Annotated in this window: 14 protein-coding genes and 1 tRNA gene; 5 read left to right on the top strand and 10 right to left on the bottom strand. The window is 37.5% G+C overall.

Annotated features, from left to right (window positions below):
- Window positions 1-17: 17 nt before the first annotated feature.
- The 5 genes from porL to F564_RS0106505 form a co-directional block, all read right to left on the bottom strand.
- Entirely contained in the window at window positions 18-695 is a 678-nt protein-coding gene (gene porL / locus F564_RS0106525; RefSeq protein WP_028121916.1) for a type IX secretion system motor protein PorL/GldL, read from the bottom strand.
- 33 nt (window positions 696-728) lie between these two features.
- Entirely contained in the window at window positions 729-2,162 is a 1,434-nt protein-coding gene (porK, locus tag F564_RS0106520; RefSeq protein WP_028121915.1) for a T9SS ring complex lipoprotein PorK/GldK, read from the bottom strand.
- Window positions 2,163-2,268: 106 nt separating this feature from the next.
- Window positions 2,269-4,122 carry a glutamine--fructose-6-phosphate transaminase (isomerizing) gene (glmS, locus tag F564_RS0106515; protein ID WP_028121914.1) on the bottom strand — a complete coding sequence of 618 codons (1,854 nt, stop codon included), beginning with the start codon at window positions 4,120-4,122 and terminating at the stop codon, window positions 2,269-2,271.
- Between the two features lie 14 nt (window positions 4,123-4,136).
- Window positions 4,137-5,753: a DUF4270 family protein gene (locus F564_RS18820; protein ID WP_034980932.1), complete on the bottom strand. Its 1,617-nt coding sequence runs from the start codon at window positions 5,751-5,753 to the stop codon at window positions 4,137-4,139.
- 16 nt (window positions 5,754-5,769) lie between these two features.
- Window positions 5,770-6,540: a glycogen/starch synthase gene (locus F564_RS0106505; RefSeq protein WP_028121913.1), complete on the bottom strand. Its 771-nt coding sequence runs from the start codon at window positions 6,538-6,540 to the stop codon at window positions 5,770-5,772.
- A 300-nt stretch (window positions 6,541-6,840) separates the two neighbouring features.
- On the opposite strand from F564_RS0106505, the gene panC reads away from it, so the two are divergent.
- Window positions 6,841-7,686, top strand: a complete 846-nt coding sequence (gene panC / locus F564_RS0106500; protein ID WP_028121912.1) for a pantoate--beta-alanine ligase — start codon at window positions 6,841-6,843, stop codon at window positions 7,684-7,686.
- Window positions 7,687-7,785: 99 nt separating this feature from the next.
- Here the strand turns inward: panC and F564_RS0106495 are convergent.
- Window positions 7,786-7,858: transfer RNA gene (locus tag F564_RS0106495), tRNA-Lys, on the bottom strand.
- A gap of 107 nt (window positions 7,859-7,965) precedes the next feature.
- On the opposite strand from F564_RS0106495, the gene F564_RS0106490 reads away from it, so the two are divergent.
- A complete protein-coding gene (locus F564_RS0106490; RefSeq protein WP_028121911.1) occupies window positions 7,966-8,481 on the top strand; it encodes a shikimate kinase in 516 nt (171 codons plus the stop codon).
- On the opposite strand, the gene F564_RS0106485 is transcribed toward F564_RS0106490, so the two are convergent.
- Window positions 8,478-8,912: an RNA-binding S4 domain-containing protein gene (locus F564_RS0106485; RefSeq protein ID WP_028121910.1), complete on the bottom strand. Its 435-nt coding sequence runs from the start codon at window positions 8,910-8,912 to the stop codon at window positions 8,478-8,480. The two genes, F564_RS0106490 and F564_RS0106485, sit on opposite strands and share 4 nt — an antisense overlap.
- Window positions 8,913-8,968: 56 nt before the next feature.
- Here F564_RS0106485 and F564_RS0106480 point away from each other — a divergent pair, with 56 nt between their 5' ends.
- Window positions 8,969-9,706 (top strand): hypothetical protein, encoded by a 738-nt coding sequence (locus F564_RS0106480; protein WP_028121909.1) that lies wholly within the window; start codon window positions 8,969-8,971, stop codon window positions 9,704-9,706.
- A gap of 79 nt (window positions 9,707-9,785) precedes the next feature.
- Here F564_RS0106480 and mtaB read toward each other — a convergent pair whose 3' ends face one another.
- From mtaB to F564_RS0106465, 3 genes are all read right to left on the bottom strand, one after another.
- Window positions 9,786-11,144, bottom strand: coding sequence for a tRNA (N(6)-L-threonylcarbamoyladenosine(37)-C(2))-methylthiotransferase MtaB (gene mtaB / locus F564_RS0106475; RefSeq protein WP_028121908.1), 1,359 nt, complete (start codon window positions 11,142-11,144; stop codon window positions 9,786-9,788).
- Window positions 11,145-11,263: 119 nt separating this feature from the next.
- Window positions 11,264-11,743, bottom strand: a complete 480-nt coding sequence (locus F564_RS0106470) for a hypothetical protein (RefSeq protein ID WP_028121907.1) — start codon at window positions 11,741-11,743, stop codon at window positions 11,264-11,266.
- A gap of 37 nt (window positions 11,744-11,780) precedes the next feature.
- Window positions 11,781-12,104: a hypothetical protein gene (locus F564_RS0106465; protein ID WP_028121906.1), complete on the bottom strand. Its 324-nt coding sequence runs from the start codon at window positions 12,102-12,104 to the stop codon at window positions 11,781-11,783.
- A 310-nt stretch (window positions 12,105-12,414) separates the two neighbouring features.
- Between F564_RS0106465 and F564_RS0106460 the strand changes: the two genes are divergently transcribed.
- Together F564_RS0106460 and F564_RS0106450 are read left to right on the top strand one after the other, a co-directional pair.
- Window positions 12,415-13,932, top strand: a complete 1,518-nt coding sequence (locus F564_RS0106460; RefSeq protein WP_028121905.1) for a trypsin-like peptidase domain-containing protein — start codon at window positions 12,415-12,417, stop codon at window positions 13,930-13,932.
- Between the two features lie 119 nt (window positions 13,933-14,051).
- Window positions 14,052-15,269, top strand: a complete 1,218-nt coding sequence (locus tag F564_RS0106450) for an MFS transporter (RefSeq protein ID WP_028121904.1) — start codon at window positions 14,052-14,054, stop codon at window positions 15,267-15,269.
- Window positions 15,270-15,295: the final 26 nt, after the last annotated feature.

Below are 15,295 nucleotides of genomic sequence, written 5' to 3'. Positions count from 1 at the left end.
AATTAAAATGATAGTGATTAAGACTTCATTGCGCTAAGCATACCACCATAAACTCTATTAAGATTATTTAGATTACCTGTAAGTCCTTGAAGCTCTTCGTTGAATTTTTCGGAATGTGCTGCAGATTTTTGGATATCTTCTACATATTTTTTACTGAATTCGGATTGTTTTTGTCCTTGTTCCAATTGCAATGCGTATAAAGCATTCATGCTTTCCAAATGAGAAGCAGCCATATTAAGTTGCTCATTATATTTGTGAGTAGAAGCGGAAACATCTACAGTTTGGTTGATTTGATCCACTGAAGATGAGAATTTATCAATTCCTCCTCTTAGTCTTTCGAACAAGCTCACGTCTAATTTTGCATCAGCCAGCATCTTGTCAAGTTTATCAGACAATGACACTTCTAATTCTTTGTTTTCAACTTTAGCGACTACTTTTCTAGGCTGTCTTTCTGCAGTTTCGTCCAATAATTCTGGGTAAACATTTTCCCAAGCATAGCTTTCTTCAGATTTTGGTGGATCAAAAGCGAAGAATATAAAGATTAATGCTTCAGTAATCAAACCGGCAGCAAGAGCAACATTACCAGAGATAGGCCCAATGCTCCAGTGGGTCATTTTAAATAGAGCACCCAAGATAACGATAGCTGCACCAAACGAGTAGACAAAATTCGTGATTGAATCTTTAGTTTTAAACATGTTTTTAATTTTTAGTTAGTAATAGTTAGTTAATTATTTAGTCGTTCTTTTAAATTTTACAGCGCCAGATGGGATATCCTGAATAGTTCTGAAGCCGATAAAACTTCTTGCAGAATCTTTTCTTTCCCAATCTCTGTAAGCAGTCATCAATAAGTAGCCTGCGTCTTTCCAAGACCCGCCTCTTACAGTTTTCTTAACTGATTTAGAAGATTGGTTCGAAAGGTTTGGGTTAAGTGTTGAAGCGAATTCTGAGCTTGAAGTATGATAAGGAGATTCTGTCCATTCAGCGACGTTTCCTGCCATGTCATAAAGTCCGTAACCGTTTTTAGAAAATTTCTTAACGGGAGCTGTATAAGTATAGTCTCCTTTCTTATCATCTTCTATGTAAGAACCTCTTTTAGGTTTGAAGTTTGCCAAATAACAACCTCTGTCATCCTGCAAATAAGGTCCTCCCCAAGGATAGGTCGCATTTTGAATACCGCCTTTGGCAGCATACTCCCACTCTGCTTCTGTCGGAAGACGGAATCTCATAGACTTTTGCTTTTTCTTTTTCAGACTGCTATTGAAATCACTTTTCATTTTGGTTCTGAAATCACAAAAAGCTCTTGCCTGATCCCAAGTGACACCAACTACAGGATACTCTTTGTAAGCCTGGTGCCAGAAATACTGATCAAACAATGGCCCGTTATAGGCATAACTGAAATCTTTCACCCAAACGGTAGTATCAGGATAAATGGCAATACTTTCTTTTTTAAGATAGTTTGCACCTCTGTCCTTATCTTTTACAGCAGACATAACGTCTTCCCATTGGTAGTTGTATTTAATTTTTGACCAATCTATCACTCTTTCGTTGTTGATTCTTTTATCAGCAGGCAAATACATCGACTCCAAAACTTCGGCATATTTCTCGTCAGGATAAGCGGAGGTATTCCACTGAACGGGTACTTTCCAATCCAATTTTTTGGATTCATCATAAGTCCCTTCACCTTCTCTCCCACCTTGTGACTCCATGTATTTTTGGTAAGGCGTAGCTTCATCCCCTGTTTTTTTGGATGCATATGCAAAATCTGCAATAGATCCTCCATTACCACCCTCGCCGTCGCCGCCACCTTCTCCTGCAGCTTCAGCTAATAGGCCTCTAGCGATAGAATCTCTCACTGCATTAATGAATAATCGGTATTCGGCATTGGTGATTTCTGTTTCATCCATAAAAAAGGAAGATACTGTCACGGTTTTAGGCATTGCTTTTTCTGGTGTAGCTGAAAAATCCTGATCTGCCATACCCATTACAAAAGATCCTCCAGGAATTGGAACCATTCCGTAAGGTCTTTCTGCAATAAATGATTTCGATGATCCTCTTGGAACCAATTCTCCCTTAAGACCGGGCTTACCAGCACTCCCCTTATTCCCTTTGGAACAAGAAACAATAACCGATGTTGACAATAATATTAGTAATATCCTTTTCATCCTATTTTAAAGAAATTAAGCGGTAAATATATAATTTTTTTTATGAATAATTATCAATTGTAATTGAAAACGCAATTTGTTAAAGAATATTTCACAAACAATGAAATTATTCGACAGTTACAGATTTTGCAAGGTTTCGCGGTTGATCAACATTAGCCCCTCTTTCTACCGCAATATAGTATGACAGGAGTTGGAGTGGGATAGATGCTAAGATTGGAGAAAAACATTCAGAAGTCTCGGGGATTTCTATAATATAATCTGCCATCGCAGCAACTTGTGTATCACCTTTATTGATAATAGCAATCACTTTTCCTTTTCTTGCTTTGATCTCCTGAACATTGCTTACAATCTTATCATAATGACCAATTTTTGGTGCAATAATAACGATTGGCATATTTTCATCAATCAAAGCGATAGGTCCGTGCTTCATCTCAGCTGCTGGGTAACCTTCCGCATGGATGTAAGAGATCTCTTTAAGTTTAAGTGCACCTTCTAAGGCAGCAGGGAAATTATATCCTCTTCCTAGATATAAGAAGTTTGTGGCATCTGCAAATTTGGAAGCTATGTTTTTGACAACATCATCTACGGTATTCAAAACGTCTTCTACCTTTTTAGGAATAGCCTCTAGTTCTGTTATTAATCTCATAAAATCAGCCTTCCCCAAATTACCATTATGGTTACCCAATTTGATAGCAATCAAAGATAAAATGGTAAGTTGTGCGGTAAAGGCTTTTGTAGAAGCAACGCCAATTTCCGGACCTGCGTGTGTGTAAGCACCAGCATCTGTATATCTTGCAATGGACGAATCTACCACATTACAGATACCAAATACGAAAGCGCCTTTTTCTTTAGCAAGTTTTATTGCTGCCATTGTATCAGCGGTTTCTCCAGATTGGGAGATAGCGATGACAACATCCTTGGCATTGATAATTGGATTTCTGTATCGGAATTCTGAAGCATATTCTACCTCTACCGGAACTCTTGCAAATTCTTCAATTAAATATTCTCCAATAAGCCCAGCATGCCAAGACGTACCACAGGCAATGATAATGATTCTCTCTGCGTTGGTCAATCTTTCAAGGTGGTCCCATATTCCGGCCATTTTTATAATACCTTCATCGGCAAGTAATCTGCCTCTCATTGTATCTAAAATAGACTTTGGCTGTTCGAAGATTTCTTTTAGCATAAAATGTTCGTAACCACCTTTTTCAATTTGTTCAAGATTGAGCCTCAATTCCTGAATGGCGGGCTCAATTCTTGTATTTTCTTTAATCGTTCTGATGTCTATACCTGCTTCAAGAGAGATGCTTGCCATATGTCCTTCTTCAAGATATACCGCTTCTTTCGTGAACTCTACAAAGGGTGATGCATCTGATGCGACGAAAAATTCGTTTTCACCAATTCCAACTGCCAGTGGGGAGCCTAATCTTGCCACGACCAACTGGCCAGGGAAATCTTCGTGCATGACAGAAACTGCGTATGCACCATAGACTTCATTCAGCGCATATCTAACCGCTTCTGGGAAATCTAATAGTGGTTCTTTATCCATAAAATACTGGATAAGATTGACAAGTACTTCGGTATCTGTTTCGGATTTGAAGTCAAAATCTTTATTGATCAACATTGTTTTGATGGTATCATAATTTTCGATGATGCCATTATGAACTAATGCTATTTTTCCGTTATTTGAAACGTGAGGATGCGAATTATTATCACTTGGTACACCGTGGGTTGCCCATCTTGTGTGTCCCATTCCTATTTTAGAAGTATTTTGTAATGCTTTAGAAATTGCAACAAGATCATCGACTTTACCTTTCGTTTTTTTGATTTCGAATTCTCCATTCTCCGTTTCCAAAACAACTCCCGCACTGTCGTATCCTCTATATTCTAAACGACGTAATCCGTTGATAACAATTTCATACGCATCTCTAAAACCTGTATAACCTACGATTCCACACATATATTCTTAGCTTTTTATTTTGTTGTGAATATTAATCTTAGCTGAGCTGCCTTAGATTTTAGATCTATCGGCCCACCGGTATTATTGGTATCGGTTCCTTTGAGAACCAAACGATAAGGTGTGTAAGCTCTCGTATTATTAGTTTGCCCTAATAGCATACCTGTAGCAGAATCTGTCAGATAAGCTCCAAGATTGATGATAAAATCTTTATCTTTCTCTGTGGGATTATAATTCTCGTCTTCAATAATAGCCTTCAATGAAGCTGTAATGCCTATATCATAATAGGTATCACTGGTTGATAGGTTGCCAATTTTCAGCAGAGAATAGCCCGCATTTGCAAGACTTGTCATATCAGGAAGAAAACCTTTTAAAATCCTGTCTTTGACCAACATACTGTTGGGTTTTCTATACTTATTATTCCAAATTGTTGCGTCATTGTAAAGTCTTATTTTGGCAGAAACAATTCCGATTTTTTCAGTCTTATATTTATTTTTCAACAGTGCAATTGTTTCTGCTGGGATTCTAATTCCAAAACCAAAACCACCCATTCCTTGCGGATACAATGTTTCGGACGGTGTGACTTGTAATCTTGTATCGGTTTTAATTACATCTTCACTTTTAACAGCCAATGGGATGGCTGCCTTGTATGCGTCCGATGCGGTTGCTCTATCGTACGCAATTTTACTTAAATGAACATTGCCTGATCCTAGATTAAATACTGTTTCTGCTTTTGTACGCGTTACCACGCCGCCTGTCCCAGTGACATCATTCTTGTAATACATCGTAATGCTTGTGTCATTAGGAGCCATAGAGAATAGATAACCATCTGGTTCTGCCACAGAAATACTGATTCCCTTAAAATATCTGATAAAAGATGCGGCATCTTTCAGAACCTGATCCCCTTTTTTAGCAATGATCTTATTTTGAAAAAAAGTATTATCCAGTTTCATTCTGTAAGAAACTGCTCTATTAACCAATTCAGAAGCATCACTGTCTTTTGTGATCACAACAGAATTAACTGTTCCATTGAATACTTCGGAACCAATTTCTGCCCCCAAAGCGATTGCTTTATTAGAACTAAGAGAGTCGGATGTACTTCCTAGGAAATCACTTACTTCATTAACCTTGATGGTCAATTTGGTTTTTTCTCCGGCTAATTTGTATTTACCATATTTACTGACCGGATAAGTGGTTACAATTTTTTTTGCAGCAACTGATCCATCCGGATAGATATAGTCTTCATTGGTTGTGGTAGTGATAGAGTCTGTAGCGGTCTCATATTTGGGTTTTATGGTCAAAACAACAGAATCGATAACTGGGTTTGTCCCAAAATCTGGATTATAAGCATTCAATCTCAACTGCGTGATATAAGACACCTTCTGCGCCCCGAATACAGGCTCACTAAAGGCTCCAATCCTAACGCTATCCAATTTTGAAGCGTCAGCACGTGTCAGATCACCATTGTTAATATTATAAGCAATCACACTGTAAGCTTGGTCATAACCATCAGCAGCATTACCGTTAACCAACTGTGATCCCAAATCATCCAATTCTCCTTCGCACGCATTTAAAACCAACATTCCCATTACGAATAATGGGATCATCTTCATCAAAGTTTTTATCTTTATCATTATAAAAAAATAGTAATTAATAAACTGTCGCTATAGAATCTGCATTCAGGTAATCTGATTTCTCAGCTTCTGCCTTTCCATAAGCCTCTTCTAGCTTTTCTTCTAAGAACTCGTTGCCTTTCACGATCACATCTACATACTGCATACTGTCATTCACAAAGTTCAGAAAGCTAGGATTATCTAACGATTGTAGATCAGAAATATTATCAAAAGCTAAAACTTCTTTTGTATTGCTGTTGAGCTCGATATCTTCCTCGTTATATACGGAAAGAACTATTTTGGTGTCGTTGAAATAGGTATCATCTTTGTAATAAGTCTTCAAATAAATTGGAATTAGAGAAGACATCCATCCATTCAGGTGAATAACGTCTGGAACCCAGTTTAATTTCTTAATCGTTTCTATAACACCTCTGGCAAAAAATATGGCCCTCTCATTATTATCTCCAAACGGTTTGCCTTCATCATCGTGGTAATATTGTTTTCTTTTGAAATACTCTTCGTTATCGATAAAATAAACCTGAAGACGCTCGCCTGGCAAAGAGGCAACTTTTATGATCAATGGCTGATCCAGATCGTTGATGATGATGTTCATCCCAGAGAGTCTGATCACCTCGTGTAACTGGAATTTTCTTTCACTTATCTGTCCGAATCTAGGCATAAACACCCTGACATCGTTACCACTTCCGTGCATTTTCAGCGCCATTTTGTGTACCAAACTTCCCATATTAGTATCTTCTTGATAAGGAAACATTTCTGTAGTAACGTATAAAATCTTTTGATTAGGCATAAAATTTACTTTAGATGAAGTATAAAATCTTCATTTTGCAAAATTACAAAAAATTAAATCAAAATATTTATTTTCAATAATATTAATACGGTTAATAAAAACACACTCTCTATCAATCACTTAATCATACAAAACTGTTAATTTTCGGTATAAACAATAGGTTCATTATGTTTTCTAACATCAAAACTTTATACTTAATAGGCGCTGATGTGAATTAAGATCAAAAATGATACATTTTAAACCGTCTATGACATCAGAAATTGTAAAAACAATTATCTTTGATTGATAAAAAAACGAGCTATGGAGGTCTTTTACGACAAAAAAACATTTTCAGAATATATAACTGCGCAAAAAGAGCAGCATAAAACCATTGGATTTGCACCTACAATGGGAGCGTTACACGCAGGCCATATTTCCCTTTATAAAGAAGCGAAGAAGGATAACCAGATTGTTATTTCGTCCATATTCGTGAATCCAACCCAATTCAATAATCCTGAAGACTTGGAAAAATACCCGCGAACAGTGGAGGACGACATCAAAAAGCTTCAGAACTCCACCCTTGTAGACGCTGTTTATGTCCCGAGTGTGGAAGACATCTACCCAAAAGGGATGGAAAGGCAGCATTATAGTTTTGGAGGCATTGAAAACGAAATGGAAGGCGCCGCCAGACCAGGACATTTTGACGGCGTTGGAACAGTGGTTGAAGAATTGTTTTTACAAGTACAGCCAGACCATGCTTATTTTGGTGAAAAAGACTATCAGCAACTCAAAATTATTGAAAAACTTGTAGAACTTTCTGAAGCGAAAATTAAAATCCACGGCGTAAAAATCTACCGCGAAGAAAGCGGTCTCGCCATGAGCTCCAGAAACATGCGTCTTTCTGACATTGAAAAAGAATCCTCTACCCTCATCTACAAAACCTTGAAGAAGGTCAATGAATGGTTCAGAATTATGTCCGTTTCGGAAATCAAAGATCGAGTGACCGTAATTTTTGACAGAGAAGATATGGATCTGGAATATTTCCTGATTGCTGATGAAGAAACTTTGAAAGAAACCGATTTTTTTTCCAAGGATAAAAGTTTTAGGGCTTTCATAGTTGTGAATGTAGGCAAGGTAAGATTGATAGACAATCTTCATTTGGATTAGCAGTATGGTTTGGACAAAAAAAAGGAACTTCTTTATACAAGAAGTTCCTACACCAAATCACAAAATATTAATATGAAAAAAATTTACTTGCGTAAATTGTGACCCGGCTGGGATTCGAACCCAGGACCCATACATTAAAAGTGTATTGCTCTACCAGCTGAGCTACCGAGTCGGCCACATTTAAAATTTCAATATTACTATTTCGTTTTAAAGTGGTGCAAAGATAGGCGTTTTTTTAAAATCTCAAAAATTTTTTCGAACTTTGTTTAAAATAAAAATATGATAATTTCTCTATTAGGATACATGGGAAGCGGTAAATCTCACATTTCCAAAAACTTGAGCCAAAAAATAAATTTTAAATTAATTGACCTCGATCTCAAAATTTCTGAGGAACATGGGATGACTGTGGCAGAAATTTTCGAAAAACGGGGCGAAATCTATTTCCGAAAGGAAGAAAAAAGGATTTTGGAAACAATTTTAAACGCAGACGAAAACATTGTTCTAAGTCTCGGTGGCGGTACACCGGTGTACTACGAAAACATGACTGTCATTAACGAAAAATCAAAAAGCATATTTTTACGGGCATCTGTGGGTACACTTACGCACCGTGTGCTTTTGCAAAAAAACACGAGACCATTGATCGCCAAATTACAAGATGCCGACATTCCAGAATTTATTGCCAAACATCTTTTTGAGAGAAACCCTTTTTATTCCAAGGCTCATTTCACCGTCCATACAGATTCTAAAAATGCAGAACAGGTATCGGATGACATTATGAGATTATTGGAAATCTAGTCTTCATCATTTTTATCTTCTTTGAAGAAAGTGTCCCAATCGTCATTTTCCATATCCTCAGAAGCACCATCATCTACATAATCATCCATATCTCGACGGTCCTTTTTGGTAGGCCGTCCAACGCCTTTTTGCCTGTAAAAATCCTGAGTTGACTTTCTCATTTTTAGGATTTCATATTGATCCTTTTCCGTCATATCAATCACATATAAGGGAACGAGCTTGGCGCCTACTCTACTTTTTGGGATGTCCAAAACTTTTATTTTATAATCGATTTGATTTTTTCTGATCTTGATAACATCACCCACTTTGACCTCCTTAGAGGCCTTCACAGGATTCTCACCCATGCTGACTCTGTTCTTTTTTATGTCCTCTGTGGCAATTGTTCTTGTCTTATAAAATCTTACACTCCACAAATATTTATCTATTCTCATATTTTTTTATACTTTTGTCACGTTAAATTAATCGCAATTTAAGATTAAATAAAAAAATGAAGAAAATACTTTTAGGAATTGCTCTTTCCGTTGTTGTACTGCAAGGATGTAAGAAAGATGAGGATGAAGTGGCTGCAACTGTAGTATTGACCATAGAGGAACAAAACACCTATGACGATGCAGCGGCAAAAGACTTTATGACAAAAAATTATTTCAACAGCAAAGGTGTCATTACCGCTTTTGACAGCACAATCTCCACAGATGACAATGAGAAAAAGCTGATAGAATATGATTATAAGACGCTTCCTTCTGGGGTCATCTACATCATAAGGCCTGGTGCACAGCCAGACCCAGGAAAAGCAATTGGAACTACGGATGTTATCAGTACCATGCAGATTGCGAAAAGTTATGTTTCTACAAAAGTAGATGACAAGATGATATATGGTAGTGAATCAACATTTAGCAATTCTGTTTTGAGCGGAGATCTTGTAAAAGATCCGGCATATTTTTATGTAAAATCGTCTGTTCTTAAAAAATACAATGACACCTACAGCACAACGTACGGAAGGAATTTCTACGAGATAGAAGGACTCCAGGAAGGCCTGAAATATTTCAAATCTTTTGCCCTCCCTGATTCTGCAGATTACAATATGCAGGGTGTTATTATTGTACCTTCCAGAGCAGCGTTTGCAAGAGATGCTACGATCTACGGAGCTGCCTACAACAATAGATGTTTTGTATTTAACTTCCAGCTTTTTGATAGCAAAACCAGAGTTCTGCCTGGTGAAGATTAGATCAATAGACAAGTCAATGACTATATAAAAAGAGCGGAATGTTATTCATATTCCGCTCTTTTTATATGGTAACGACTCTTTAAATTCCCGCTAAAAAATCATCAAATTGCTTTGCTTTGATAGAAACACTGCCGTCTTCCAGGATCTTATCTAAAATGACTGTTTCTGTTTGATTGATAGATTTTAAATCAAACACTTTGGAAACTCTCACATAGTTTTCTGTAAAGCCATACATCAATCCGTTCTTGTTCTCGTGCTCCCAGAGAACACTTAACTTCCTCCCTATTTGACTTCTATAGAATTCCATTTTCTTTTTCTCAGAGAGGATTCTCAGCATTTTGTTTCGTCTTTTTCTCTCGGGAATTGGCACTGCACCTTGCATGCCGGCTGCTTCCGTATTTTCTCTTTCAGAATAAGTGAAAACGTGCAAATAACTGATTGGCAATTCATTCAGGAAATTGTAGGTCTCCATAAACAGCGCTTCGGTTTCCCCAGGAAAACCAACGATTACATCTACGCCAATCGCAGCTTCCGGCATTACTTCGCGGATCTTCGATACTCTATCTCTGTACAAACCAGTAAGATAACGGCGCTTCATTTTTCTCAACAATTCATCACTTCCAGATTGAAGGGGAATATGAAAATGTGGTACAAAACTTCTGCTTTTAGAAACCAATTCTATGCTTTCATCTTTCAGAAGATTAGGTTCTATGGAAGAAATCCTGATTCTTTCAATGCCTTCCACTTGATCCAATTCCGAAATCAAATCAAGAAACGTATGCTCGTGCTTTTTATTCCCAAATTCTCCTTTTCCGTAATCGCCAATATTAACACCAGTCAAAACGATTTCTTTAATATCTCTGGCCGCAATTTCTTTAGCATTTGTCACCACATTATCGATGGTGTCAGAGCGGGAAATCCCACGTGCTAAAGGAATTGTACAATAAGTACATTTATAATCGCAACCATCCTGAACCTTCAAAAAAGCTCTGGTTCTGTCTCCTATAGAATAGGAACCCACGAAAAAATCAGCTTCATCTATCTCGCAAGAATGGATCTCGGCACGGCTTTCCGATTTTTCCAGATCATCCAGATAACTCAGAATATTGAATTTTTCCTTAGCCCCCAAAACCAGATCTACACCGGTAATGGCGGAGATTTCTTCAGGTTTCAATTGTGCATAACAGCCGATAATAGCTACCAATCCATCAGGATTGGCTTTTGTTGCACGCTTGACGTGAAGTTTGCATTCTTTATCTGCGTTTTCTGTAACAGAACAAGTATTAATGATATAGACTTTTGCTGGCTCATCAAAATTGACCTTTTGATAACCAGCATCCGTTAATTGTCGGGCAATAGTGGACGTTTCTGCAAAATTGAGTTTGCAGCCAAGTGTGTGAAACGCAACGGTTTTCGGTTGAGAAATGACTTCTGACATAAGTCTGCAAAGTTATTAATAAAATCCAACTCATTCCAAATGAAGAAATTTCCACAAATAACCAAAATAAAAAACCGAATCAAGATCCGGTTTATTTGAGGCGTTGGAGAAAAAACGTCCTATTCGGCTATTTTTGGGATACTTACAGCCAATTCATACACTTTGGTATGCATCAGATATTTTGATCTTTCCCGTGAAGTTACATTTTGTATTTCGTCTTTGAACAAGATGATTACTGCGTCTTCTTCTATCTGCCAGTCTGCATCTGAAAAATACTTTTCATCGGGACTTTTTTCCATCAATTCATTTTTTCTGTCTTTCAACCTTTCTGCAACTTCCTGAAAACCCTCATCGGATGAATGGATGATTTTGTAATCCGGCCCGGCAAAAGCTTTGTAATATTTGTTTTCGGCAATCAGATTTTGAGAATCATCCTCAACGGGATTGTCATTACCATCCAGAAAACCGACTTCTACCATTTTCCCGTTCCTATCTCTTGCGAACTGACTTGCCTCTGCCACAGATTTGAATCCGGTATACACATTGTTGTGGTCAAACTCATATTTGTTAAGTCTATCAACAAGATTTTCTGTTTCCATAATTTTATTTATTGTGTGATTAATTTTTTAATTCGGCTTAATGGTGTCTGATACCTTTTTTATGATAGGTCACATTTCTGTTGCCTGCTTTTGGGTCATTGTATTGGAAATTTTTAGAAATGCGGGCATCTATTTTCTGATTTGCATTGGCTAAAAGTTGTGGTGTGTCAAAATTTAATTTTTTACCATTTTTAAAGATCTCACCTTCCGCACTTCGGTACATTTCATTTTTCAAATATTTGTTCCCATCCGGCGCCATAAACTTGTTCTGCTCTTTTTGCTTTCTCTTTCTCAATTGATTAAGTAAAATCAATGCACTACCTGCAGCAAATCCCAACGCCACTTTTATCGTATTTTTCATAAGACTTATTTTACATATTCAAAAACAAAAGTTCTGCCAAAAATGACATGCAACACATTTTCCATTGATAAGCTCTTTTTTGTTTTAATTAAAAACTGAATGAATTTTAACAATTAAGACAAAATTGAAGTATATTCTACGATAACTTTCTTCTGGGACTGCCAATTTGACTTAAAATAAAAGCGATTTTATTAAGGAATTTTTAAAAATGGTTAAACTTCGTTAAAACTGTAACACTAAGTTTTTAGTTCATACTAATTTAGCATTAAATTTGTGTATCAACAATCTCAAAAAAGAAATGAATATTAAGATGAAGAATACTTTTAAAAAACTACTACCTTTCGCATTGACCGGAGTGATTTCCGGCGCAACGGTTTTCGGAGCTAGTCACTATTTCAGCCAAGAAAATAATGGAGAAGATTTCTCATATTTCACAACAGCTTCTAACAAAGCATCTTTTGCAGGCATCGGCTCTGCAGTAGGCGATGATTTTGTCAAAGCTTCAAAAACTACAGTACCCGCTGTGGTAACCATCAAAAATTACCAGGACCGTGCGGCTTCTCAAAGAATGCCTGAGACGGATATGTTTGACTTTTTCTTTGGCCCACAAGGTGGAAACCAGCAGAGACAACAACCACAGCAAACGCCTAAAAATATGCCTTCCGGTTTGGGTTCCGGTGTTATCATTTCACCGGACGGTTATATTATTTCCAACAACCACGTGGTTGCAGGCGCCAACAAGCTGGAAGTGGTGTTAAGTAATAAGAAGACATACATCGCGACTTTAATTGGAACCGACCCCAATACAGATATCTCTCTTCTTAAAATTGAAGAAAAAGGCTTGCCTTATCTCAATTTTGCCAACTCAGATATGACAGAAGTTGGGCAATGGGTTTTGGCCGTTGGAAATCCTTTGGGACTTAACTCCACCGTTACTGCAGGAATTATCTCCGCAAAAGGAAGAAGTATCGATATCCTAAGTCAGCAGTCCAGAACGCCAATTGAAAGTTTTATCCAGACGGATGCAGCGATCAACCCGGGAAACAGCGGTGGTGCATTGGTCAACGTGAACGGAGATCTGATTGGAATAAACACAGCCATCCAATCCAAAACAGGATATTATGAAGGTTATGGATTCGCCGTTCCTTCGAATCTTGCCAGAAAAATCGTTGAGGATATCAAGAAGTTTGGTTTGGTACAGAGAGGTTTCCTTGGTGTTGGAAGTTTGGATCTTTCGAACGAAATGCAAGTTGCAGCTTACAACCAAAGAGAAAAGAAAAACCTGAAAGCCGGCGGCGGAATCTACGTCACAGAAATCACGAAAAAAAGTGGTGCTGAAGATGCCGGAATCCAGCCTGGTGATATCATCACAAAAATAGATAATACAGACATTACTGGTTTGTCAGACCTTTCACTAGCCATTGGAAGCAGGAGACCAGGGGATAAAGTGGCCGTCACTTACACCAGAAATGGCAAAGTCAATAATGTGAATGTGACCCTGAAAGATTTGAAAGGTGGAACATCATCACGTAGCAAAGACGACCTGACTGTTACTGAAAAAATCGGTTCTGAGTTTGAGCCATTAAGCGAAAGAGTGAAAACTGATTACGGCTTGGAAAGCGGCGTCATTGCTAAAAATGTAATTGAAGGCAATGAGATGGATAAAATAGGTGTCGTTGATAATTACATCGTTATGGAGATCAATGGAAAACCTGTTAATTCTCAGAAAGATGTTGAGAAAATCCTAAATGGATACAAAGGAAATGTCCAGGTAAAATATGTGGATGCTTACGGAAGAATTACCACGAGAGGTTTTAAAATGCCTTAAAAAAAGAAGTTAGAAATTAGACTTTAGATGTTAGACTAATTTTTAAATAATGAAATTTTGAAAGCCATTCTTTACGGATGGCTTTCTTTTTTGGGTAAATTTGCGGTTCGAAAATCAAAATGAAACTTTTCAATTCTTATATCAACACGTTCAAAGGGCTTTCACGAGAAGCCTGGATGTTATCTATCGTGATGCTCATCAACCGCTCTGGCTCTATGGTTTTGCCATTTTTGGGTGTTTATATGACAGCACATTTGAAATTCAGTTTGGAACATGCAGGCATTGTTTTAAGTTTTTACGGCATCGGTTCCGTTGTCGGTTCTTGGTTGGGTGGATTTTTGACAGATCGATTTGGGGAATATGACGTTCAATCCTGGAGTTTATTTTTGAGTGCGCCGATATTTTTGATAATTCCATTTTTTCCGAGTATTGAGATGATGGCTTTTTTGATTTTCCTTCAAAGTACAATTAGCGACACTTTTCGACCAGCAAATTCTGTGGCGATTACGAAATATGCAAGACCTGAAAATCTGACCAAAGCTTTTTCGCTGAACAGAATGGCGGTTAATCTTGGATTCTCAGTTGGTCCAGCTTTAGGTGGTGTATTGAGCGGAATTTCTTATAATTTCCTATTTGTGGTGAATGCCATCGGAGCTTTGGTTGCAGGAATAATCTACGTTATCTTCTTCCGAAAACGAAATAAAATCTTTCGTGAGAAGAAGAGATTGTCGCCGGAAAAGATGATTGATAAATCTCTTACGAAATCGCCTTACAAAGATTATCCATTCTTATTTTACAGCATTCTGTGTACTATTTTCGCCATTTGTTTTTTCCAGTTTTTCAATACACTTCCACTGTTTTATAAAGAAGTTGGGAAGTTGGATCAGAGTACGATTGGGTTTATTTTGGGTTACAGCGGGTTTATCATTGTGTTGCTCGAGATGCCTTTGGTGAGTATTGCAGAGCGGACTTTGAAAATTCCTCAAATCTTATTTATAGGAGTTGTAATGGCTGGATTGTCATATTTGATTTTGCTTTTCGGGAGTAATGTTGCCTTGCTATTGCTCTCGATGTCGGTATTGTCTGTTGCGGAGATTTGGGTTCTTCCGTTTATGTCCACAGTAACTGCGCTGCGTTCTGAGAGAGGAAACAAAGGTGCTTATATGGGAATGAATGGGATTGCTTTTTCGTTTTCGTTTATCTTCACGCCATTCTTGGGCACTTATATTGTGAGCAAATTCGGGTTTGACACTTTGTGGATTGGGTCGTTTGCTGTGCTTGCTTTTTCTGCGGTTTTGATTTATTTGGTTGTGAAAAAGATGATCCATACGCGGTAATTGATTGTTGTTTTTATGAATGAAAT

This window comes from Epilithonimonas tenax DSM 16811, from assembly GCF_000428485.1.
In the GTDB taxonomy this organism is placed as follows: domain Bacteria; phylum Bacteroidota; class Bacteroidia; order Flavobacteriales; family Weeksellaceae; genus Epilithonimonas; species Epilithonimonas tenax.
This window is presented reverse-complemented; position numbering and strand designations above follow the sequence as displayed.

Excerpts from the sequence above, each read along its gene's own strand:
- porL (WP_028121916.1), bottom strand. The coding sequence starts at position 695 with ATGTTTAAAACTAAAGATTCAATCACGAATTTTGTCTACTCGTTTGGT.
- F564_RS0106460 (WP_028121905.1), top strand. The coding sequence starts at position 12,415 with ATGAAGAATACTTTTAAAAAACTACTACCTTTCGCATTGACCGGAGTG.
- F564_RS0106505 (WP_028121913.1), bottom strand. The coding sequence starts at position 6,540 with ATGCCTAATCAAAAGATTTTATACGTTACTACAGAAATGTTTCCTTAT.
- panC (WP_028121912.1), top strand. The coding sequence starts at position 6,841 with ATGGAGGTCTTTTACGACAAAAAAACATTTTCAGAATATATAACTGCG.
- F564_RS0106470 (WP_028121907.1), bottom strand. The coding sequence starts at position 11,743 with ATGGAAACAGAAAATCTTGTTGATAGACTTAACAAATATGAGTTTGAC.
- porK (WP_028121915.1), bottom strand. The coding sequence starts at position 2,162 with ATGAAAAGGATATTACTAATATTATTGTCAACATCGGTTATTGTTTCT.
- glmS (WP_028121914.1), bottom strand. The coding sequence starts at position 4,122 with ATGTGTGGAATCGTAGGTTATACAGGTTTTAGAGATGCGTATGAAATT.
- F564_RS0106490 (WP_028121911.1), top strand. The coding sequence starts at position 7,966 with ATGATAATTTCTCTATTAGGATACATGGGAAGCGGTAAATCTCACATT.
- mtaB (WP_028121908.1), bottom strand. The coding sequence starts at position 11,144 with ATGTCAGAAGTCATTTCTCAACCGAAAACCGTTGCGTTTCACACACTT.
- F564_RS0106485 (WP_028121910.1), bottom strand. The coding sequence starts at position 8,912 with ATGAGAATAGATAAATATTTGTGGAGTGTAAGATTTTATAAGACAAGA.
- F564_RS0106465 (WP_028121906.1), bottom strand. The coding sequence starts at position 12,104 with ATGAAAAATACGATAAAAGTGGCGTTGGGATTTGCTGCAGGTAGTGCA.
- F564_RS18820 (WP_034980932.1), bottom strand. The coding sequence starts at position 5,753 with ATGATAAAGATAAAAACTTTGATGAAGATGATCCCATTATTCGTAATG.
- F564_RS0106480 (WP_028121909.1), top strand. The coding sequence starts at position 8,969 with ATGAAGAAAATACTTTTAGGAATTGCTCTTTCCGTTGTTGTACTGCAA.
- F564_RS0106450 (WP_028121904.1), top strand. The coding sequence starts at position 14,052 with ATGAAACTTTTCAATTCTTATATCAACACGTTCAAAGGGCTTTCACGA.